The organism is Prosthecobacter sp. (assembly GCF_044232965.1).
Classification (GTDB): domain Bacteria; phylum Verrucomicrobiota; class Verrucomicrobiia; order Verrucomicrobiales; family Verrucomicrobiaceae; genus Prosthecobacter.
The window spans coordinates 1-22,415 of record NZ_JBIIKX010000089.1; the positions used below are offsets into that span (position 1 = coordinate 1).

Annotated in this window: 13 protein-coding genes; all 13 read left to right on the top strand. The window is 61.3% G+C overall.

What is annotated here, in order from left to right; translation table 11 throughout:
* Positions 1 to 542 (top strand): sialidase family protein (locus ACILSI_RS23815; RefSeq protein ID WP_395724422.1); only part of this gene is annotated, 542 nt, incomplete at its 5' end.
* Between the two features lie 44 nt (positions 543 to 586).
* Positions 587 to 3,901 carry a right-handed parallel beta-helix repeat-containing protein gene (locus ACILSI_RS23820; protein ID WP_395724423.1) on the top strand — a complete coding sequence of 1,105 codons (3,315 nt, stop codon included), beginning with the start codon at positions 587 to 589 and terminating at the stop codon, positions 3,899 to 3,901.
* Positions 3,902 to 3,914: 13 nt separating this feature from the next.
* Complete coding sequence (locus ACILSI_RS23825) at positions 3,915 to 5,162, top strand: alpha/beta hydrolase family protein (RefSeq protein ID WP_395724424.1); 1,248 nt, start codon at positions 3,915 to 3,917, stop codon at positions 5,160 to 5,162.
* 35 nt (positions 5,163 to 5,197) lie between these two features.
* On the top strand, positions 5,198 to 6,226 hold the full coding sequence (locus ACILSI_RS23830) for an NAD-dependent epimerase/dehydratase family protein (RefSeq protein WP_395724425.1): 1,029 nt from the start codon (positions 5,198 to 5,200) through the stop codon (positions 6,224 to 6,226).
* Positions 6,213 to 7,280, top strand: a complete 1,068-nt coding sequence (locus ACILSI_RS23835; RefSeq protein ID WP_395724426.1) for a dihydrodipicolinate synthase family protein — start codon at positions 6,213 to 6,215, stop codon at positions 7,278 to 7,280. The genes ACILSI_RS23830 and ACILSI_RS23835 overlap by 14 nt, the downstream gene beginning before the upstream one ends.
* A gap of 15 nt (positions 7,281 to 7,295) precedes the next feature.
* The gene (locus tag ACILSI_RS23840) at positions 7,296 to 11,156 is read left to right on the top strand and encodes a hypothetical protein (RefSeq protein ID WP_395724427.1); all 3,861 of its coding nucleotides are present in this window, start codon (positions 7,296 to 7,298) and stop codon (positions 11,154 to 11,156) included.
* Between the two features lie 149 nt (positions 11,157 to 11,305).
* Entirely contained in the window at positions 11,306 to 12,334 is a 1,029-nt protein-coding gene (locus ACILSI_RS23845; protein WP_395724428.1) for a dienelactone hydrolase family protein, read from the top strand.
* 35 nt (positions 12,335 to 12,369) lie between these two features.
* Positions 12,370 to 15,456: a hypothetical protein gene (locus ACILSI_RS23850; protein ID WP_395724429.1), complete on the top strand. Its 3,087-nt coding sequence runs from the start codon at positions 12,370 to 12,372 to the stop codon at positions 15,454 to 15,456.
* Positions 15,453 to 16,697 carry a dienelactone hydrolase family protein gene (locus tag ACILSI_RS23855; RefSeq protein ID WP_395724430.1) on the top strand — a complete coding sequence of 415 codons (1,245 nt, stop codon included), beginning with the start codon at positions 15,453 to 15,455 and terminating at the stop codon, positions 16,695 to 16,697. Before ACILSI_RS23850 ends, ACILSI_RS23855 begins: the two co-directional genes overlap by 4 nt.
* Positions 16,694 to 18,412 carry a glycosyl hydrolase family 32 gene (locus ACILSI_RS23860; protein WP_395724431.1) on the top strand — a complete coding sequence of 573 codons (1,719 nt, stop codon included), beginning with the start codon at positions 16,694 to 16,696 and terminating at the stop codon, positions 18,410 to 18,412. The genes ACILSI_RS23855 and ACILSI_RS23860 overlap by 4 nt, the downstream gene beginning before the upstream one ends.
* Positions 18,409 to 19,962 carry a hypothetical protein gene (locus ACILSI_RS23865; RefSeq protein WP_395724432.1) on the top strand — a complete coding sequence of 518 codons (1,554 nt, stop codon included), beginning with the start codon at positions 18,409 to 18,411 and terminating at the stop codon, positions 19,960 to 19,962. Before ACILSI_RS23860 ends, ACILSI_RS23865 begins: the two co-directional genes overlap by 4 nt.
* An 8-nt stretch (positions 19,963 to 19,970) precedes the next feature.
* Complete coding sequence (locus ACILSI_RS23870; protein WP_395724433.1) at positions 19,971 to 21,023, top strand: sialidase family protein; 1,053 nt, start codon at positions 19,971 to 19,973, stop codon at positions 21,021 to 21,023.
* A 53-nt stretch (positions 21,024 to 21,076) separates the two neighbouring features.
* Positions 21,077 to 22,415 (top strand): neutral/alkaline non-lysosomal ceramidase N-terminal domain-containing protein (locus ACILSI_RS23875; RefSeq protein ID WP_395724434.1); only part of this gene is annotated, 1,339 nt, incomplete at its 3' end.

A 22,415-nucleotide genomic window follows, 5' to 3' on the forward strand; every position in this document is an offset into this window, starting at 1 on the left:
GGATCTACTCAGACGACGATGGGACGACATGGCAGGAGTCGGCAAGCTGGTGGGCCTTGCCCATGCGTAGCGGCACGGGCTTGCAGGAGCCGGGCATCGTCGAACTCGCGGATGGTTCGCTCTTTTCCTGGGCGCGCACGGATCAGGGCGCTCAGCATGGATGCCGCTCCACGGATGATGGCAAGACGTGGACCCCGCCTGAGCCGACGGAGTTGCAATCGCCCGTGTCGCCAGCGAGCATCCGGCGCATTCCCGGCAGCAATGATCTGCTCGCGCTCTACAACGACCATTCGGGCAGGTTCCCCTTTCCGAAGGGCAAACGCACTCCGCTGGTGGCAGCGATCTCCAGTGATGGCGGCAAGACGTGGCCGGTGCGCAAGTTGATCGAGGGCGATCCCGATGGCTGGTATTGCTACACGGCCATCCACTTCGTCGGCGACAGCGTGCTGCTCGGTCACTGTGCCGGTGACAGCAAATTGGGCACGTATCTCGGCACTCTGCGCATCCGGCGCATCAGCCTCGACTGGCTGCGGCAGCCGTAAAATAGGCTCCATCTTTCGCATTCAATGCCACCCAATCAAGACTCATGAAAATCACACTGCTTCTGCTCCTTCTCTCGAACACTCTTCACGCCACGGAGTTCTTCGTGAACAAGCAAGGCCTCGACTCGAATGCGGGCACGAGCCGCGCGGCGGCGTTCCTCACGATTCAGAAGGGCGTGGATGCTTTGCAGCCGGGAGACACGCTCTCCATCGGGCGCGGCGAGTATGCGGAGGCGGTCGCGAGGAAGGGGCTCGGCGGTGCGGAGAAGGAGACGACCATTCGGGCGGAGATGCGGGGCACGGTGCTGCTGCGCGGGGATGTGGATGCGCCGGTGTTCAAGCCGGTGCCGGGGACGCGGCAGACTTTCGTGGCGGATTTCACAGGCGATGTGCAGGCGGTGTATGAAGTGGACACGCTGAAGCGGCTCGGTGCCCAGGCCACGCGGGCCGAGGTGGAGTTTCAGCCGGGCAGCTCCTTCTATGATGCGGCGGCGAAGCTCTATGTCTCCAGCACGGACCTGCGGCCGGCGGATCAGCATCGCTACAGCATTCCCGTGGCGGGAGCACATGGGTTGATGCTGGAGCAGCCGAAACGCGTGGTGTTGGATGGCATCGCGGCGCGGGGGTTTGAGAAGGCGGTGATGCAGACGTGGCACACGGAGTCGGGCACCTGGGGCATCGTGTTCAAGGAGGCGAAGGATTGTGTGATCCGACACTGCACGGCTTTCCTCAATGGCGGTGGTATCCTCACGCGCAGCGAAAAGGAAGGCGGCAACTTGATCGAAGAATGCATCGCCTATGGCAACAATTCGCCGCATGGTTTTGAATGTGGGGGCGTGGTTGCCGTTGCTGTCCGCAATGACACGCTGCGTCGCTGCGTGGCCTACAAATGCGGCGTGGGGGTGAGACTTTATGGCGGTGAAGGCTACGGGCTGATCGAGAAATCACTGGGCTGGGGCAACGTGCTCGATCTCGGCATCAAGGGTGGGAAGATGGGTGAAATCTCCGACGTGCGCGAATGCGTGGCGCTGAGTTACCTGCCCTCGCGTCGGGGTGGAGTGCGCTCGATCATTGGCTTCAAGAACATCTACTTGGACGATGTGAAGGCGGGCACAGACACGTCGATTCGCTTGAATTTCGAGCGCGTGATACGAGACAAGGAGTTCGCCGACCCGCTCAACTTCGATTTTCGCCTGCAAGCGACTTCCACGATGCGCGGCAGTGCTCCCGACAAAAGTGATCGCGGGCCATTCCCGTATCAGGCGAATGTCTTTTTTGTGAAGCCGGATGGTGACGATGCGGCCGATGGTCTCTCGGTGAACGCCGCGTGGAGGACGCTGGCACGAGCGGCGAGGGAGCTGCGCGCTGGCGACACTGTTTACTTTGAGCAGGGCGTATATGATGGCGATGTCACCCTGAAGGGCGACAAGGAGGGTGCCGAGCCGATCTCATGGCGCGCCCGTGGCACGGCGCGCGTCTTGATGCCGGGCGCGATCCAAGTGGCGGGCAGTCACGGCATCGAGTTTGAGCGGCTGAACTTTGCCAGCACCGTCAGCGTCACCGCGAGTGAGAAGGTGCGCTTCAACAACTGCCGCTTCTTTGCGAAGGACAAGGGATTGCACGCGAGCCAGTGCGACGGATTGACGATCACTCACAGCGAGTTCACGCGCTTTGCACACGTCGGCGTGCAGCTTGAGGGCTGCTCGGGCGTGGAACTGAGCAGCAACGTCTATGACAACCGGCAAGGCCCGGCGGTGGCGTTTCGCAGTGCCGCAGAAGTGGCTTCGGCGCTGCGCTACAGCGACTACAACAGCTACGCCGACGCCAGCAAAGCGTGGATGGCAGGCGGCAAGGCGATCTCGCTGACGGATGCGTGGAAGACATCGCAGGACATCTACGCTCGCGAGTTGCAGCCCGTCCTGGCGATGCGCGATGGCATTCCTGAAGTGATGGATCGCATCGCACTCGCCAGCGGTGGAGCCTTGGGCAAGAGCCTCGGCATTCACCAGGATCTGATGTCGAACACGCTGAGCATGACGGCACCAACGCTGCACTCCGTCACCGCCACCACGGCAAACGTCGAGTGGCAGATGTCGCGCGGCTCGGTGTCCGGCATCGCGTGGGGTGAGACTCCCGCCTGTGAGACCCAGGGCAGCTACAAGGTCACCAACGATGAGGATACATTCCGCACCTACAGCCTCACCGGCTTGAAGCCCAACACAACCTATTACTTTAAGCTCACCTCGGCCAAGCTCATCTACCCGCTGGATGCCCAGGGCCCGGGCGAAGTGGTTGACCCGAAGTATGAAGCCATCTCGTTCACGACGAAGGCCGCCGATCCCGCGCCGCGCACGCTCTATGTCGCCACCGACGGCAGCGACGCTGCCTCGGGCCTGGAGCGCGGGAGCGCCTGGCGTTCCATCTCTCATGCGGCATCGCAGGCGCTGCCTGGAGACACCGTGTTGGTCGCGGGCGGCACTTACATTGAAAAAGTCCGCGTGCGCACCACGGGCACGGAAGCACGCCCGATCCAGTTCAAGAGCATCCCAGGTGAGAAAGTCATCCTTGATGGCAGCGGCAGACGCATCGAGACCGCGTTCGTCATCAACGGCAAAAGCCACATCGCGGTGGATGGTTTCTATTTTCGTGACTTCCGCATGGGCGGCCAGGGCAACGTCTCACAACGCGTGATCAATGTGAATCAAAGCAACCACATCACGCTGCGCCGCCTGCTGTGGGATGGACGCGGCGCGGGCTACTCCGGCGGCCTGCTCATGGGCGCAGACAGCAGCGACGTTCTCTTGTCGAACTGCGTGATGATACGAGGTTCAGACGGCTTGGAGGTGAGCAGTTGTCCTGGCTTTCGCGTCGAACACTGCGTCTTCATCAGCCACATGATCGAGGCCGTGAAGCTAGGCTCACCCGCGACGCTGAGCAGCAACATCATCTGCGACAGCAGCGCCTTCAAAGCGAAGAGTAACATCCACTTCATGTCCTTCGGCAACCAGGACACCATCGTGGATCGCAACAACTGCTACTTCCTGCGCACGCCCGAGACCGAACGCACACTCTACTGGGTCCTCAACTTCAAGGAAGACGGCAAGGTCCTCGGCCACACGCGCATGACCTTGCCCGAATACAAAAAACGCGTCGCTCCCACCGACTCCGTCGTGCTCGATCCCCAGTTCGCGATCTTCCAGCGCCTCGACCCCGCCAAGGTTCCCGAGTTCTGCATCGACCAGTTCGTGGACACCAAAGTCCCGCTCGATTTCCCCGACCTCTTCGCCACGAACCCTGAAGTCATCAAACGCGGCATGGGCCTGCAACCCGAAGCGTTCGCGGACATGATCAAAAGGTAGAACCCTCGCCCCCATGAACACGCGCCGCCAATTCATCGCCACCATGGCCTCATCCGCAGCGGCTTCATCGCCCATCGGTGTGCTCGCTGCGGAGCAGCAGGCTGCGCGGAAGAACAACACCTCGCTCTCGGGAAGGAGCGGGCCGGAGTTTGGATCTGTGAATGCGGTGATCCAGAAGCTCAAAGGCGGGCCGGATTTGCCGTTGTCGTTTCTGCATCGCGATCACCACGACCTCGCTGCATGGAAAGCCAAGGGCCGTGCGAAGATGCTGGAGCTGCTACAATACGCGCCCGCGAAGTGCGACCCGAACGCGGAGGTCGTCTCGCGCAAAGACTGCGGCGACTACATCCGCGAGGAGATGCGCTTCAATACCACGCCGGTGTTTCGCGTGCCCGCGACCGTCCTAATTCCAAAGAACGCCGAGTTCCCCGCGCCTGCCGTCGTCGCGCTGCATTCCCACGGCGGCTACTACATGTGGGGCCGCGAGCGCGAGGTCGAGACGAGCGATGCGATTCATCCGACGCTCCGACAAATGCGCGACGTTGGCTACGGGGGCAAAGCCTACGGCATCGAGCTGGTGCGGCGCGGCTATGTGGTTATCTCCATCGACATGTTCTATTGGGGCGAGCGCCGCGTGGTGCTCGACGATGACCCGCCCGAGTGGAAAGATCGCTCATTCACGCTCAGTGATGAGCAGTTGAAGGCCTATCATAACCGCTGCAATCGCGATGAGGAAATCATGGCGAAGACCCTGTATTGCGCCGGAGTGAGTTGGGCGGGAATCATCGCGTGGGACGACATCCGCACCGTGGACTACCTCATCACGCGGCCCGACGTGGACCCGAATCGCATCGCCTGCGTCGGCCAAAGTGTCGGCGGCCTGCGTAGCTCCTATCTTGCCGCGCTGGACGATCGCATCAAGGCGGCCGTCGTGAGCAGTTGGATGTGCTCCTTTCCAAATCAACTCGAAGGCCACATCCGCGGCATCGGCTTCACCAAGATCATCCCAGGTATCTATCACCACATGGACCATCCCGACATCGCATCCCTCGCGATGCCGAAGCCGCTCATGGTCATCAACGGCTCGCAAGACCGGCTCTTCGAACTCGCCGGTGTCCACGCCGCGCACGAAAAGCTCGCCCAGTGCTATGCCAAGGCCGGCGTGCCCGATCACTTCAAGAGCATCATCGAAGATGCCCCACATCAATTCAATGCCGAGCGCCAGGCGGATGCTTGGGAGTGGTTTGAGCGGTGGGTTTGAGTCGCGAATGAATATCGTCAGCCATCGCAATTTGCATGAATCACATCCAAACTTTTGATGAACTCGAAGAAGCTTTGAGCCGCCCGACTCAGGGTGTGTTGGACACACTGCGCGCGCTGGACGGCGATGTGGTGGTGCTTGGCGCTGGGGGCAAGATGGGACCTACACTGGCGCGGATGGTACGGCGAGGCTTGAATGAGATCGGACAGCAGCGGCGGAGGGTGATAGCGGTGTCGCGGTTTTCTTCGGTGAGCGCGGCGCAATCGCTTCAGCGGCATGGCGTGGAGACGATCGCGTGCGACCTGACGGATCGTGCGGCGGTGGCTGCGCTGCCGGAGGTGCCGAATGTGATCTTCATGGCCGGACAAAAGTTTGGCACCAGCGAGGCACCGGAACTGACCTGGGTGATGAACACGCTCGTGCCCGCCATCGTGGCGGAGCGTTTTGCGAAGTCGCGCATCGTAGTGTTTTCGACCGGCTGCGTTTATCCGCTGGTGCCTGTGGATGGGCCGGGCTCGCGTGAAGACGATGTGTTGGGACCGCCGGGTGAGTATGCGAACTCGTGCGTGGGACGTGAAAGGGTGTTCACCCATTTTGCGAAGCAGCATGGCACGCGCGCGTTGATGTTCCGGCTCTGCTACGCCATCGACCTTCGCTACGGTGTGCTGTGTGATGTCGCCTCGAAGGTGGCGCAAGGCTTGCCGGTGGATTTGACGATGGGCGCGGCGAATGTGATCTGGCAGGGCGATGCGAATGCACGCGCGATTCAATGCCTCGCGCACACGGCTTCACCATCAATCGCTCTGAATGTCACTGGCATCGAGCGCGTGTCGATTCGCTGGTTGGGGCAGCGCTTTGGCGAGTTGCTGGAGAGCGAACCTGTCTTCACCGGCATGGAAGGCGAGGCGGCGTGGCTTTGGGATGCCTCGCGCTCGTATGAGTTGTTCGGTCCGCCCACGGTGTCCTTGGACGAAATGATCGAGGCCACCGCGCAATGGCAGCGGCAGGGCGGAGCGACCCTTGGCAAACCCACCCACTTCGAGACGAACGATGGACGCTTTTGATTTTCGCCAACAGCTCAACTTGGGCCTCGCCATCCCCGCGCATCCGCTCGCGCTCGCATCGTCGCGCAAACTCGATGAGCGGCGGCAGCGGGCACTGACGCGTTACTACATCGCTGCTGGCGTAGGCGGGTTGGCTGTGGGTGTGCACACCACGCAGTTCGCGATTCGCGATGCGCGGGTGGGCTTGTTTAAGGCGGTGCTGGAGCTTGCGGCTGAGGAGATGAATGTTGCTGCGCCTTTAGCAGCATCGGATTCGGCTAAAGCCGAAACTACTTTCTCCAATCACCTCGTGCGCATCGGCGGGGTGTGCGGCGTGACCGCCCAGGCAGTCACTGAGGCGGAGTTGCTGCATGGACTCGGCTATCACGCCGCACTGCTGAGTCTCGGTGCGATGCGTGACGCCGATGAGGATGCGTTGATCGCCCACTGCCGTGCCGTGGCGGAGGTCATTCCGGTTATCGGTTTCTACCTCCAGCCCAGCATTGGCGGGCGTGTGCTGCCTTATGCCTTCTGGCGGCGGTTCGCGGAGATCGAAAACATCGTCGCCATCAAGATCGCGCCCTTCAGCCGCTACCAGACGCTCGATGTGGTGCGTGCGGTGATCGGAGCCGGACGCGATGACATCGCGCTCTACACGGGCAATGACGACAACATCGTCGCCGACTTCCTGACACCGCTCCGCATTAAGGGTAAAGAGCGCCGCATTGTGGGTGGCCTGCTCGGTCATTGGTCGGTGTGGACGAATCGCGCGGTCGAGTTGCACAAGCTCTGCCGCAACGCCGCTGCCACGCCGGACCTGCTGCGACTTGGCGTCGAAGTCACCGACAGCAACGCCGCCTTTTTTGATGCCGCGAACGGCTTCCGCGGCTGCATCGCCGGTCTGCACGAAGTCCTGCGACGCCAGGGCCTGCTCGAAGGTGTCTGGTGCCTCGATGAGTGCGAAACGCTGAGCCCCGGACAACCCGCTGAGATTGACCGCGTCTATCGCGCCTACCCGCATCTCCACGACGACGACTTCGTCGCCGCTCATCGGGATGAGTGGCTGAAACCATGACCCAACACTCCAACCATGAAACCACTTTACCATTACATCGCGTCTCTCCTCTGCCTGCTGCCAGCGCTCAGCGTTCAGGCCCAGAATCGCATTCCTTTACTGATCGACTGGCCTGTGAAGGCTGATGTCGCCTTTCCTGTTTATTGCGGGTTCTCTTGTCCCAAGGGAACCATCAACGAGACCGCGCAGATCAGCGTCGTCGATGCTGCGGGGCAGGCGGTGGCGGCAGAGGCTGAGCCGCTGGCCCGTTGGCAACCGGATGGCTCGCTGAAGTGGGTGGGGCTGCACTTCATGGCGAAGCGTGGCGTGGCGTATTTCGCAACGGCAGTGCCAGCGACAACGAAGGCGGGTGTGATCGTGAAGGATGGGGCGGATGCCATTCTTATCGACACGGGCGCTGCGAAGTTTGAGCTGCCAAAGAGTGGGGCTCTGCTGGGTCGGGTGATGATTGGTCAGAGTGTGATCGCGCCTGGAGGAAGTGCGTGTCTGACGGTGAAGGATCAGGCAGGACGTGTGGCGGATGAGTTGAAAAGCGATGTGCCCAAGATCGAGTATCAGGGCGGCAACTTCGTCGTCGTGCGGCGCGAGGGTTTGCTGAAGACGGCGGCGGACGAGACACTGGCGAAGTATGTGGTGCGGCTAGAGTTCCTGGCTGGCAGCGCGACGGTGAAGATGCAGCATTCATTCATCGTCACCGAGGACACAAATAAGACGCAGTTCGCTGACATCGCGGTGAAGGTGCCGTTGGTGAAGGCGGCGCAGCGGCGGGTGATGTTTGATGCTGATGAAGGAGCTGATGATACGCCGATTTCTGACACGCTGGTCGCCGGAGAGTCGGCCTACATGTTGCAGAGCGATTACTGGCATCACGGACAGAAGACGAGCAAGCGTGAGGTGAAGCTGCCGCATGTGGAGTTCAAGATGACGGCGGTGGGCACACCCGAGAAGCCCGTGGCGATTGGGAGCTACGCCGCCGCTGAAACAAATGCAGGCGGTGCGCTCATCGCCATGCCGAATGCGGCGAAGTTGTTCCCGAAGGAGTTCGAGGTCACGCCCGATGCCATCGTTGCGCACCTGTGGTCATCGCGGGGCCGGCGGATGCTGGATTATCGGGCCGCGGAGTTGGTAGATTACTGGGGCCGTGATTGGGTCGCAAAAAAGCATCCCGGCGGGGTGGCGGCGATGCAGGCGAAAGACACGAATGCGCAGGGCTCGGCGCGGACGCATGACTTGTGGCTGCATTTCTTTGATGCGAGCACCGCGAAGGATGCCGCGGGCATCGGTGCGCTGTGCTCGCAGTCGCCCGTGTGCGTGCAGGACCCGCAGTGGATGCGCAAGACGGAGGCGCTGGGCTTTATCCATCCCTATGATCCGCAGCGCTTCGGCAAGCTGGAGAAATTCCTGCGTGATGCGGTGGAGACGTATGTCGTCGGCGGGGAGCGGCGCTGGGGCGACTACGGCTTTCTCGATTACGGCGCGGGCATGCACACGTATGACAACTACGGCGGCCTGCCGGGCGATGAGATGCCGCGGCTGAACTACCGTTATGCGGACCACATGTATCATGCGCAGACGGCGCTGTGGCGGGCTTTCGCACGCAGCGGCGAGCGCATGTATCTCGACTACACAGCGGCGCTGCATCGACACCTGTCGGACTTTAAGTTCGCGCATGTGGCGGGCAAAAATCGCAGCCTCGGTTCGCGTGTCGGCTTGAATGGCTCGGAGGACAATCCGCATTACTGGAACGGCACGGAAGACCGCTTTGGCGGCGGTTTGCTCAACGGGCACCAGGGCTTCGATCCCGAGGGCTTTTTGCTGCATCGCTATCTCACCGGCGACCGCTGGAGCGAGGAAGTCATCGTGCGCAGCGGCGAGACGTTTTTGCAGCGCTTCGATTTCGACGCGCTGCCGCAGATCGGCGCATCGAGTGATGGTGCGCAGCCTTTCCTGCTCGCGGGACCGCTTTACATGCACACGGGCGACAAGCGCTATCTCGACGCGCTCGAAAAAATCCGCTCGCGCATGATCCGCCTCGATACCGGCACCGGCTGGGCAGACCCAGACTACTTTGGCGCATGGGAGAAGTATCACATCAAGATCGCCGGCGCGCTGATGGACTGGCGAGCGACCGGCAATGCCACCACGCAGAAGGCGCTCGTCGAACGTGCCTTTCCCATCTGGCTGCGCGATGTGCCGCCGGTGGATTTTGGTTACCAGGACCAGAGCGGCTACTTTGCCAATCACGCTTGGCGCATGACGGGCAACGTCCGCTATGCGGAGCTGGTGGAGGAGCGTTTCAATCGCGTGCTTTTCGAGTATTACGATGGGCAGGGCCAGCGGCGCAATGTCTCGGGCATTCGCGGCTCGCCGCATCGGGGCGGCAATCACAGCTTCAACTTCCTGGAGACCGCCTACTATGGCATGGACCTGCTCGCTGCCACCGAAGGCCAGCGCGGGCACTACGTCGAGGCCGACACCGGACCGAAGTGCCACGCGGTGGAGATTCACTTTGCCAAGGATCGTCATGAGCCCCTGCGCTTCGATCTGCGCTTCAGCGTGGGCCACGACATGCAGGTAACGTGGACGCCCACCGGTTACGGGCGGCCCGTGCGCGACTACGATGTCGGCCCGGTGCATTGGGACAGTCACACGGATTACTATACCAAAGAAGCGCCGGGCCTCGGTGGCGGCTATGCCTCGCTCGAACTGGGCGCGGAGACCGTCGAGGGTGAGTATCGTTTCCTGAACGTGCCCTACGTCTTCAAGAACAATGCGAGACGCCTCGTGCTCGTCGCACGCGATGGCATCATCCTGCGAGCCATCCACGACGAGCCGCCCGTGTGGCACTTCCAGATTCCTGCTGGCAAATCCGGAGCGATCTACGCGAACAAAACCATCACGCTCGCCGTTGGCGGAAAAGTCATGGAGGTCAAAGGCGGCGAATGGCTCGATCTGCTAGGCACCACGGCCGATCAAATGGCTTCGATCAAAACGAGCGGCCTCGTCTTTGTCGCTTTTCGCGGCGGCATCCCGCCGGTGCTCGCGCAGCATGATGCAGGGCGCTACTTCGTGCCGCGCGTCATCCTGGAGGAGATGCCCGCACGCGAAGCCGCCGCCAGTGCAGTCACCGCAAACGCCGGTGATTATGTCGATGGCATTGCCGGGAAGGCGTTGCTGATTTCCGGCAACCGCAATCTGAAAATCCCACGCGGCAACAAGCTCAGCGAGGGCGTGTATGAGCACATCGATTACCGTGAAGGCACGTTCGAGTTTTGGTTCCAGCCACGTCAAAGCACCGGCATGGGCGCGGAGAACTCGGAGAAATACTTCATCGCGGGCGGCATCTGGCCCATCACCCTGAAGCGTTACGCTGGCGACGACGAAGACCCGCGCGCCGGCAATGTCTTCCGTTTCGATGCCACCTGTTCCATCAAAGCTCCGCCCTCGGCCAAACCAGCGCCCTATCCCTATCCACCGCAGCAATTGCTCAACCTTTCGCCGGTTGTGCAATCGCGCTGGCATCACCTCTCCGTGAGCTGGACCACGGACCCGAAGCGCGGCTGGATCAGCGAGTTCTACATCGACGGCCAACCCTCCCTCGGCTGGGCACGCTTCGACACCGGTCACGGTCGCTTCCTCGAAGCCGACAACGCCGACAAACAGTTTCCGCCGCGCCCCTGGCCCATCGATGAGCCGAAAGGCGAGTTCATCACCCTGCTCGGCAACGTCCTCGATGCCGCCGTGGATGAACTGCGCATCAGCAGAGTGGCCCGCTATCCGAAGCCCTTCCCCACGCTGCCGACGCGCAAGCTGGAGAAGGACGAGGACACGCTGTGGATGATGCGATTTGAGGGCAATGAGGAGGCGGAGCCATGAAACGGTCTGCACAGTCAAAGTGGTCCGCACAGTCAAAGTGGTCCGCACAGTCGTCTGTGCGGTTCGGTGTTAGAGGACGTTCGTTCCGCACAGAGGACTGTGCGGACCACTTTACTGCACAACCGAGAACTAAAAACTAAGAACTAAAAATGCAACGCTATACCTCACTTCTCCTCGCTGCTGTTGCCTTGTGTGGGTTCGGATCGCCCCGCTTGTTCGCCGCCGAACGGCTCCAGCCGCTGCTCGTGGGTGAGGGCGGGCAGCCTATCACTTCCGCACCGGCGTGGATGAAACGGCGCGACGCTGTGCGTGCGGAATGGCAGACCTTCCTTGGCGAGTTTCCCAAGGAACGCGCGCCATTGAAAGTGGAGGTGCTGACCACCGAGACGCTCGCGGAGTTCACGCGGCAGCATGTGAAGTATCAGGTCGAAGAAGGCGTGTTCACGGATGCTTACGTGCTCATTCCAAAGAACGCCACCGGGAAGCTCCCCGGCGTCGTTGTGTTTCATCAGACGGTGAAGACCCATGCCCAGCAGGCAGCGGGTGTGGATGCTTCCGTGCCCGAACTGATGCACGGTGTGCAGCTCGTGAAACGCGGCTACGTGGTGGTGTGCCCGCGTTGCTTCATCTTCGATGAGGGCGCCGGTTATGCCGAGCAGGTGAAGCGCGTCCAAGAACGTCACCCGACGTGGACAGGGATGGCGCGCATGACATGGGACGGCATCCGGGCGGCGGATTATCTGGAGTCGTTGCCACTGGTGGACCACGAGCACATCGGCTGCTTGGGGCATTCGCTGGGCGCGAAGGAAGCGCTCTACGCCGCCGCGTTCGACGCGCGCTTCAAGGTCGCCGTGTTCAGCGAAGGCGGCATCGGACTCACCTTCAGCAACTGGGATGCGCCCTGGTATCTCGGTCCGCGCAGCCGGACGCCGGCCTTCAGTCACGAGCACCATGAACTCCTCGCACTGATCGCGCCCCGGCCGTTTCTCCTGCTCGCCGGCGATTCGGCCGACAGCGATCAAAGCGCCGCCTTCATCGAAGCCGCCCGCCCGGTCTATGAAGTGCTGGGCGCGCGGGACAACGTGCGTTTGCTCAATCACCGCCAGGGACACCGCTACCCGGCAGAAGCTCAGGCTGCCGCCGAGGAACTGCTCGACCGGCATCTCAAAGCGAAATGAATATCCACTTTGTCGCACCTTATTTTTCTCACTCAATGATTCGCCTCTTTATCTTCGCTCTGCTCTTCACCACCGGTCTTCGCGCGGCCGATGCCGTGGTGGTGCGCGGCACGGCGATCATCAATGGCGCGTTGGAAGAGTCGTTCTGGTCGCAGGCTTCCACGCAGTCCGACTTCACGGTGTTTCCAATGGGCAAGCAGACGGAGGAGACCACGTTCCGGCTCGCGCACGATGACGCCTGGCTTTACCTCGGCATCGAATGCCGGCACGAGTCACTGAAGTTCTTACAGCCCACCGTGAAGGGACATGATCGGGGCGCGATGAAGGATGAGTCGATCGAGGTGTTCCTTGCTCCGCGAGTGACGGAGCCTGCTTACTTTTACCATTATGCGCTGAGCTTCGGTGGCGCGCGGGACGAGCGGATCATCACCGGTCCGAACGTGAAGGAATATTGGGACGTGCCCTGGCGCTCGGCCACTCGACGCACGGAACGCGGTTGGACGGCAGAGATCGCGGTGCCGCTTTCCCTGCTGCGCTCCGGCGGAGGATTTCACGACCTGCGGCTCAACCTGGCGCGCAATCGGCGCGTGCCGGTGATTGACTCACAGAACGTGGTCATCAGCGAGTCGCGCGAGAGCAGCAGTTGGTCGCCGGTGAAAAGCAGCTTTCATGAGCAGGCTGCGTTTCGTGCGGTGGCTGGATTTCCTGCCGAGCTGGAGATTCGTCAGGTGCCGCTGGTTGGCTTTAGCAAGGCGAGTGCTGAGATGTCGGCCGCTCGGGTGAGCCTGCAAAATCATGGAGCTGCCGCGGTTAAGGTGCGCCTGGCGATGGGCACAACTCGTGGAGAGGTGTTGTCGTTGGAGCCGAAGCAAATCCTCGAAACCCAGCTCGCCTTGCAAGATCCCAGCCCCGAGCAAGCGGAGCTGAGTTTGCTCGATGCCACCACGGATGAAGTGCTTGGCACCGAGGTCATTGAGGACACCCGCGCCTGGCGACCTCTCACGGCCTTCCTGGATCGCAACTACTACACCAGCGAAGTCGAGGCGGTGATTTACTACCGAGTCAACCCGGGCGCAGGGCTGAAGCTGGTGGCTCGTTCGTCGGAGGGAAGCGAACTGGGAAGCGTCTCTCCCGTGCCTGTCAGCGGTCAGCTCAGGGTTCCGCTGAGCGACTCCATCACGCTGCAGCTTCAGCGCGCCGAGCGGGTGATCTTTGAACTCAAGCTTCCCCTGCGGAAGCTGCCGCCGCAGCCGGAAGCGGAATGGAAGATCGATCAAGCCCGGCGTCTGGTCTTGAACAACGGCAAACCGTTTGTGCCCTTTGGCATGATCATGTCCGGCGTGCGCGACGACGATGAAGCCGCGTTCGAGCAGCTTGCCGCTCATGGATTCAATACCTTTGTCGTTTGGAACAAGACCACGCCACAGGGCATGGCGAACTACCAGCGGTTGGCCGCGAAACATGGTCTCGCACTCGTCAGTTGCCCCGACGAATGCGCGGAGCCGATCCACTGGGACGCGCACGCTCGCTTTGACGGCGAGCTTTTGAAACAAGTGCGGCGCATCACGGACTCGCAAAACCTCACCCAGCTCAAGAATGTGCTGACGCTGCCGGTCTCGCTTCCTGAACGTGAGACGATCTACGGCGAGTTCTTCCACAAGAACCTCGATCACATGATTGCCGGAGTCGAAGCCGTGAAGCGCGCTCCGAACCTCGCCGCGCACTTCATCATGGACGAGCCGCTGCCCAAGGAGGCCTTCAACCAGGTGAAGTTTGGCCAGGAATACTTTGCCCGCGTGCGACAAGCCGATGGCTATCATCCCATCATCGTCAACTACTCCAGCCACATCCCCGAAGGCACGGACTACACCAACTGGTGCGACATTCTCGTCACCGATCCCTATTGGCATCCGCCCGCGGGAGACGAAGTTCGCAGCACTCCGAATCACGTCGCCAAGGTCGCGTGGCTGACCCGGCAACGAGCCGAGGCCGCCCGACAGCCGGTTTGGCAAATCCTGGCCTGCCCGCGTTGGAGCCGCCTCTATAAGCGACCTCTGACGTCCGCCGAGATCCGCTGCCAGACCTATCTCGCGCTCATTTATCGGGCCACGGGCATCGTTACCTTCGCCTACAGCAACATGCGTGAGGCCGACTGGCAGACCTGCCAGCAAATCGGCAAGGAGATTAGCCTGCTCACACCGTTCATCGCAGGGCCGGAGCCATCGACGGACATCCGCTACGACCGCGCTGTGCTGGATGTTTTGGAGTGTGTTCCCAGCTTTGTTGAATCTCCCTTTGATCCGAAAGCCGAGCGCTACCCAGACGTCCACGTCGGCATCTTCCAGAACGATCAGGGGCAAACCATCCTGCTGGCCGCCAACGCTCGTCATCACCCCGTGCGTTGTCGCTTAGCCTTCGATCAAATGACCGCAGCGAGAGAAGTGTTCGGCACGCAAGACATGGAGATCAAAGACCATGGCTTCAGCGACACCCTGGAGCCCTATGCGTGTCGCGCCTGGCATGTGAAAGGCACCGTTGATCATTCACTGCGCGTGCAGCAGATCGTCTTGAAGCCCGACCTCATGAGAGTGGAACCCTTTCTCCCCGGTGGCTTCAGAAAGGGTCGCAAGAACGTGCTGCCCAATCCCAGCTTCGAACACAGCACCGCCGCAGGTTGTGCCGACTACTGCCTCATGACGCCCGGGGCGACGATACGCGAGGACGGAGCCCGCTTTGGTAAACGCTGCATCCAACTCACCAAGATCACCAACAGCGGCTACGAGCAACTCATGTTGCGCTGCGATCCCGTGAGCGATGCCGCCCGGACTTACACCCTCTCGGTTTATCTCAAAGCCGATCAACCCGGACGCGATGCATGGCTGCGTGGCATGAAGATGAACGCCGAAAAAGTGCACGGCGAAGCCATTGCGCTCAAACTCAGCACCGAGTGGCAACGCTACTCCATCACCGGTGTCATCCCCGCCAACGTCAGTGAAGCCAGCTACGAAGTCCGCCTCCGCGAACCCGGAACCATCTGGGTGGATGGAGCGCAACTCGAAATCGGCGCAACGGCGACTGAGTTTGAGGAATCTGCGGACCACTCCAACCCTCATCGACCATGAACACACGCCGCCATTTCATCGCCACTGTTGCCGGTGCCGCTGCCATCTCATCGAAGGCGACCGCTGCTGAGCCGAAGCCCGAGATTCGTTACTCGATGAGCCCTCCGCCGCCGAAGACGGGGTCGCACACCGGCACGCTCGATGTCTTCATTCAGAAACTAAAGCCACAGGGCGAGGTGCCGCTTTCGTTTCTCAAAGAAGAGCATCGTGATCTCGCAGCGTGGAAGGCGAATGCTCGCGCGAAGATGCTGGAACTGCTGCATTACTCGCCAGAAAAGTGCGACCCGCAGGCCGAGGTCGTCTCGCGCAAGGACTGCGACGACTACATTCGCGAGGAGATTCGATTCAACACCACGCCGGTATTTCGCGTGCCAGCCACGGTCTTGATTCCGAAGGCGGCAACGAGGCCAGCGCCTGCCGTGGTGCTACTGCATTCGCATGGCGGTGCCTACCTGTGGGGACGCGAGCGGGAGATCGAGGGTGACAACGTGCATCCCACGCTGCTCGACATGCGGGACTACTACGGAAAGAAGGCCATCGGCACTGAGATGGTGAGGCGAGGCTATGTGGTGATCAGTATCGACATGTTCTTCTGGGGCGAGCGGCGCATGGTGCTCAATGATGATCCCGAGGAGTGGAAGACAAGGCCCGCGAGCATCAGCAGCGAGTCGGTGACGAAGTTCAATCAACGCAGCAGCGCCAGCGAGCAGCTCATGGGCCGCACGCTGCTCAGCGCGGGCACGACATGGGCTGGCATCATCGCGTGGGACGACATCCGCACGGTGGACTATCTCATCACGCGGCCCGAGGTGGACCCGCAGCGCATCGGTTGCGTGGGCCACAGCGTCGGCGGCCTGCGCAGCGCCTATCTCGCGGCCTTGGATGATCGCATCAAGGCGGCGGTCGTGTGTGGTTGGATGTGTTCGTTTCCGAATCAACTCGCGAAGCACGTGCGCAGCACCATCGGCCACACGAAGCTCATCCCCGGCATTTATCGCCACCTGGATCATCCTGACATCGCCTCGCTAGCGATGCCGAGGCCGCTCATGGTCATCAATGGCATTCAGGATGCGCTCTTCGAGCCGGACGGCGTTCGTGCGGCGCATGAGAAGCTGGCGAAATGCTACGCCAAAGTCGGCGCGCCCGATCATTTCAAGAGCATCATCGAAGAACGCCCCCATGAGTTCAACGCCGAGCGCCAAGCGGACGCGTGGGCTTGGTTTCAAAAATGGCTGTCATGAAGCGCCTGATCCAATTCCTCCTCCTCTCAGGTTTCGTCCACGGCGGTGAAACGCTGCCCAACGGCATCGTCCTTCCCGTTGAGTGGCCGCCGCGCATCGGTGGGGACGCAGGTAAGCCGCCGCTGGAGACGTTCTCGAAGCCCGGCGATCCACCGGAGCCGCCGTATTTGAAAACGAAGCCTGCGGTGATCGAGATCGACCTGGGCCGGCAATTGTTTGTCGATGATTTCCTCATCTCGGAGATGACTTTGAAACGCGTGTGGCATCAGCCGGTGAAGTTCGCGGACAATCCCGTGCTGAAGCCCGAGAAGCCGTGGGAACTCGGCACCACGCGCACACCGATGGCCGCGCCGTTCAGCGATGGTTGCTTTTACGATCCGATGACGAAGCGCTTCATGCTCTGGTATTCCTCGGGCTGGTATGATTCGACCGCGCTAGCGGTGAGTCGCGATGGTTTGCAGTGGGAACGGCCCGAGTACGATGTCTTTCCCGGCACGAACAAGGTCATGCTCAAGGTCAACGACGACTGGCGGCGCGACACGGTGTCCATCTGGCTCGATCACGATGCAGCGAGGCCCGACGAACGCTTTAAGGCCACGATGTTCTGCCGCAGTGGTGCGCTCGGCACGAAGCTCGACAACTACCATCCCGGCCTCCTCCTGCTCGCCTCGCCCGACGGCATTCATTGGACCCTGCGCGGCCAGACGAAGCACTCGAAGGACAACACCACGATGTTTTACAATCCCTTCCGCAAGGTCTGGGTCTTCAGCCATCGCATTCACATCAAGCACGACGACGGACGCTATGAACGAGCGCGGGCGTATTGGGAGACGAAGGACTTTTTCTCCGTAGCTGGTGAAGCGATGAAGGAAAGGACGCCGGTTTACTGGATGAGCGAGCAGGCCAGCGACCTTCGCGAAACGACGAAGCAGGGTTCAGCAGCCATCGAACTCGGCAATTCCACGCTCGCGCAAATCTACAAGATCGACGCCACACCGTATGAAAGCCTCATGCTCGGCTTGTTCGAGATTCTGAGCGGCCCGACGAACGACGAGTGTGCCGCCGAAGGCAAACCGAAGCGCACCGATTTGCAGGTCGCCTTCAGCCGCGATGGATTCCATTGGAGTCGGCATCGCGAAACCTTCATCGGTGGCACGGGCAAGTCTGGTAGTTGGGATCGCGGCTACATCTCGTCCGTCGGCGGCGGATGCCTCATTGTCGGTGATGAACTGCTCTTTCCGTATGGCGCGTTTGCCGGTGATCCGTCCAACACCGAGAAATACTACGTCTGGGGTGGCCTTTACGCGAACGGTGCCACCGGCATTGCCAAGCTGAGACGCGATGGTTTCGCCTCCATGCGCGGTCCCGGCACACTCACGACGGAACCGGTGCGTTTCAGCGGCAAGCATCTCTTTGTGAACGCCAAAGGCAGCCTGCGCACCGAAGTGCTCGATGCCGATGGGAAGCCCATCGTCGGCCTCACCGCTGCGGAATGCACCGCGTTCAACGGAGACAGCACCCGTGCCCGCGTTAGCTGGAAAGGCAACCTCGCCTCTCAAGCAGGTAAGCCAGTGCGCTTCCGTTTCCACCTCGCCGAAGGCGATCTTTACGCCTTCTGGATCACCTCCGACGAGCGCGGCAGTAGCGGCGGTTACGTCGCAGGCGGCGGACCGGATTTTGACGGTGGCAGGGACCAAAAACGCACACGCCCATGAAATCACTCATCCTTCTGATCCTCTCGCTCCTTTCTTCGCTACCCCTTCTTCACGGTGCCGATGCGCAGGAGCCGCGCCGCATCGGCAAAGCGCACCAACTTTTCCTCGATGACCACATCGTTGCGAACACCGAGCACCTCACGCGGCGCGTGCAGCAGGCGCGGAAGCACGAGGCGAATCCGCTGTTCGTGAAGGAGCATGACTGGGAACCGGAGGGCTATGTCGCGCCAAGCGTAATCTATGATGACGACGAGAAAATCTTCAAAGCGTGGCTCGATGGCTACGGCATCGGCGTCTTCTACTTCACCAGCAAGGATGGCATCCACTGGGAGCGGCCCTTGATGCGGTTGTTCCCCGAGTTCGACAAGGAGCCGACGAATCGCGTCATTCTCACCGCCGCTGAGATCGACACCAAAATCGCGCCACCGGAGAAACTCGACTACCTGCGCTCTCGCGAGGCTGGGTGGAGATTTTTCGGTCACGCCAGCGGTGTGATCAAAGACCAGCGCGATCCCGATCCGCAACGCCGCTACAAGATGGCCTATCTATGGATTGATCGGGCCAGTGGGAAACCCACGTGGCATTGCACTGGCATGGGCGTGGCCTTTAGCCCGGACGGCATTCATTGGACGCCGATCAACGAACCCGTCACTCGCGCCACCGTGGACATGCCGTTTCACATCAACTACGACGAGCAACGCCAGCGCTGGGTGCTCTATGGTCGCACCATTGGCGTGATTGCACCCGAGAAGAAAGCCGCGCACGCCGCCGATCCGAATCTCCAATACAACCTGGGCCGCGCCGTCATCCGCTGCGAGAGCGAGGACTTCATCCATTGGACGCCGGAGAAGGGCGACCTCGTGCTGGCGAGCGATGCGCAGGACAGCACGATGACGGAGATCTACGACATGCGCCGCGTGGCCTACGAGGGCGTGAACATCGGCTTCGTCCACATGTATCACAACGACCCGAGCGTCGTCACCCTGCCCATCCAGCTCGGCATCAGTCGCGACAACAAAACGTGGCAGCGGCTCAGTGATCGCTCGCCCTTCCTCGCGATGGGAGGACTCGGCGAATGGGACCGCGGCGTGATCTCACCGCCCGTGGCAGATCCCATCGTCGTCGGCGATGAACTCCGCTTCTACTACACGGGCCGCAATCAAATCCACGGCACGCGCTGGAAGTTTGACGACGAGCCAAAGCTCCTTCCCCCGATGCCGTCACCGCGCGGCGCGCTCGGTCTCGCCACCATCAAGCGCGACCGCTTTGTCGCCATGGAAGCCAGCTTCAAGCCCGGCATCCTGCGCACGAAACCGTTCATTCACGATGGCGTCACGCTGCATGTGAATGCCGCGATCAAGTTCGGCGCACTCACGGTGAGCCTGCTCGATGAAAACGGCGTCTCGCAGCAAAAGACCACGATCAGTGGACGAGATGAAACCGATCTCGCCATTCCCGAGCTGACGAAGATCGCAGGCCACAAGGGCCAGCCAATGCGCCTGGAGTTTGCCGTGCAGAACGGGCGGTTGTTTTCGTTTTGGATTCAATGACTCAACCCATGAAGCGACTCTTAATCATTGCCCCCCTGCTACTTGCGTCACTCCACGCTCAGGAAGCACCTGCGATCCAGATCACCGACCGCACGGTCATCTTCAAACACACGAGCACCGATCCGAAGGACCCGGCGAATACCTCGGGCTACAATCTCGGGCCGAGCCTCGCGCTGCTGCCGGATGGCCGGTTGATGGCCGCGTGGTTCTCGTCGCCATCGGAGGGGGCGGAGTCGCAGCGGATCGTGCAGGCGTTTTCATCGGATCAAGGCCGCACCTGGGGCGAGGCGACCGTCTTGCAGGACATCGCAGGCAGGGCCGACTTTGATCCCGCACTTTTCGTCGCCGGCAAAGAGACGTTCTTGTTCTTCTCCTGCTTCGATCCGCAGATCGACATCTATTTCCGCCGCAGCAGCGACTCGGCCCAGACATGGACCGCGCCGGTGAAGCTCCACCAGCCAAACCACACCACCCGCTCCAATGGCATCGCGTTGACCACCGGCGAGCTGCTCGTGCCGCTGCACACACGCGGCACCAAGGCCGGTGGCGTGATGAAATCACGCGATGGTGGCCAAACATGGACACGCTTTGGAGCAGTGGCCAATCCCGAAGGCCAGGGCGGCGAGCCGACCATCGCGGAGGTGAAGTCCGGCAAGGTCCACATGATCCTGCGCACAAAGGACGGCCAGCTCTGGCGTTCCATCAGTGCCGACAAAGGCGAAACGTGGAGCGCGGCTGAAAAGACCGGCCTCACCGGGACCTCGAGCGCCTCGCACCTGCTTTGCACACGCGATGGCACACTCGTCCTCACCTACAATCCCGGCCCCACGCCTCTGCGCTTTCCACTGCTCATTCGCACCTCCCGCGACGAAGGCGCGACGTGGAGCGAGCCAACACTCCTCGCAGATCGCCCCACAAAAGTCGGCGGCTGGTCCATCTGCTATCCCACCCTGACCGAACTCCCCGACGGCACGCTTGGCGCCATCTGGGCACAGATCAAAAGTTCGACCGGTGAGCTGTATGGCGACATCCACGCGGCACGGATCGTCTTGAAGAAATAGGCACCCTTTCAATAGCAAGGCCATCTCATACGCACTCGTTGTGATCATCACCCATGAAATCCATCCTCCTCGCACTTCTCATTCTGCCACTCGCTGGTTTTGCGGCAGACTCCACGCGCGAGGTCGGCGCGGCCTCGGTGGACATCACGCCGGATTATCCGGTGCGGCTCAGCGGTTATGGGGGGCGTCGTTTGCCGAACACGGGCGTCTCACAACGCATCTTTGCCAAAGCGCTGGCGATTGGAAGTGATGCCGAAGGGCCGGCGGTGCTTGTCACGGTGGACAACTGCGGCGTGCCTGCGGCCATGCGCGAGGAGGTGCTGAAACGGCTCGCGACCCAATCGAAAGTCACGGACGAGCGCTTTGCCATCTGCTCCAGCCACACCCACTGCGCTCCCATGCTCATCGGCATTCTGCCAAACATCTTCAGCATGGACATCCCGGCGGAACACCTGCCGGCCATCGAGCGCTACACGCGTGAATTGACCGATCACATCGAGAAAGTCGCCCTGGCTGCGCTCGCGGATCGCAAACCAGCCGCGCTGGCCTGGGGAGTGGGAAGGGTGGGTTTCGCTGCCAATCGTCGCGCCTTCCCTTTAAAGCCGATAGACCATGATTTGCCCGTTTTGCGTGCCACCGACGCGGACGGCAAGGTGCGGGCCATTTTCACCAGCTACGCCTGCCATTGCACCACCATCGGCATCGATGAGATCCATGGCGATTGGGCGGGTGTCGCTCAAGAAGCCCTGCAACGCGAGTTTCCCGGTGCCATTGCACTCACGGCGCTCGGTTGTGGCGCGGATCAAAATCCGAATCCGCGTCGCACCATGGAACTCGTGAAGCAATATGGCGAAGACCTCGGGGCCGAAGCCAAACGGCTCGCGCAGGGCGAACTCAAGCCGGTGAACGGCGCGCTGAAGTGCCAGGCAAAGGAGATTCATCTCGCCTATGACAAACTGCCAACTCGCGCCGACTGGGAAGCCCTCGCAGCCTCAACGACGGCTTCGATAGCCTATCACGCGAAGAAGAACCTCGCCCGTCTCGACCGCAACGAGGCGATCCCCACTCATCTCCCCTACCTCGTGCAGCGCTGGAGCTTTGGTGATGACATGGCGATGGTTTTCCTGCCCGGTGAAATCACCGTGGACTACTCGCTGCGCATCAAGCGTGAGTTTGATCGCTCCCGCATGTGGGTGAACGGCTACGCCAATGATGTGCCGTGTTATGTGCCATCGCGTCGGGTTCTGGACGAAGGCGGTTATGAAGGTGCTGGCGCGATGACCTATTACGATCGACCCACGAAGTTCGCGCTCGATGTCGAAGAGCGCATCATGAGCGCGGTGCATGCGGTCATGCCAAAGCAGTTCCTCGCCACGACAGCTCAAGCAGAGC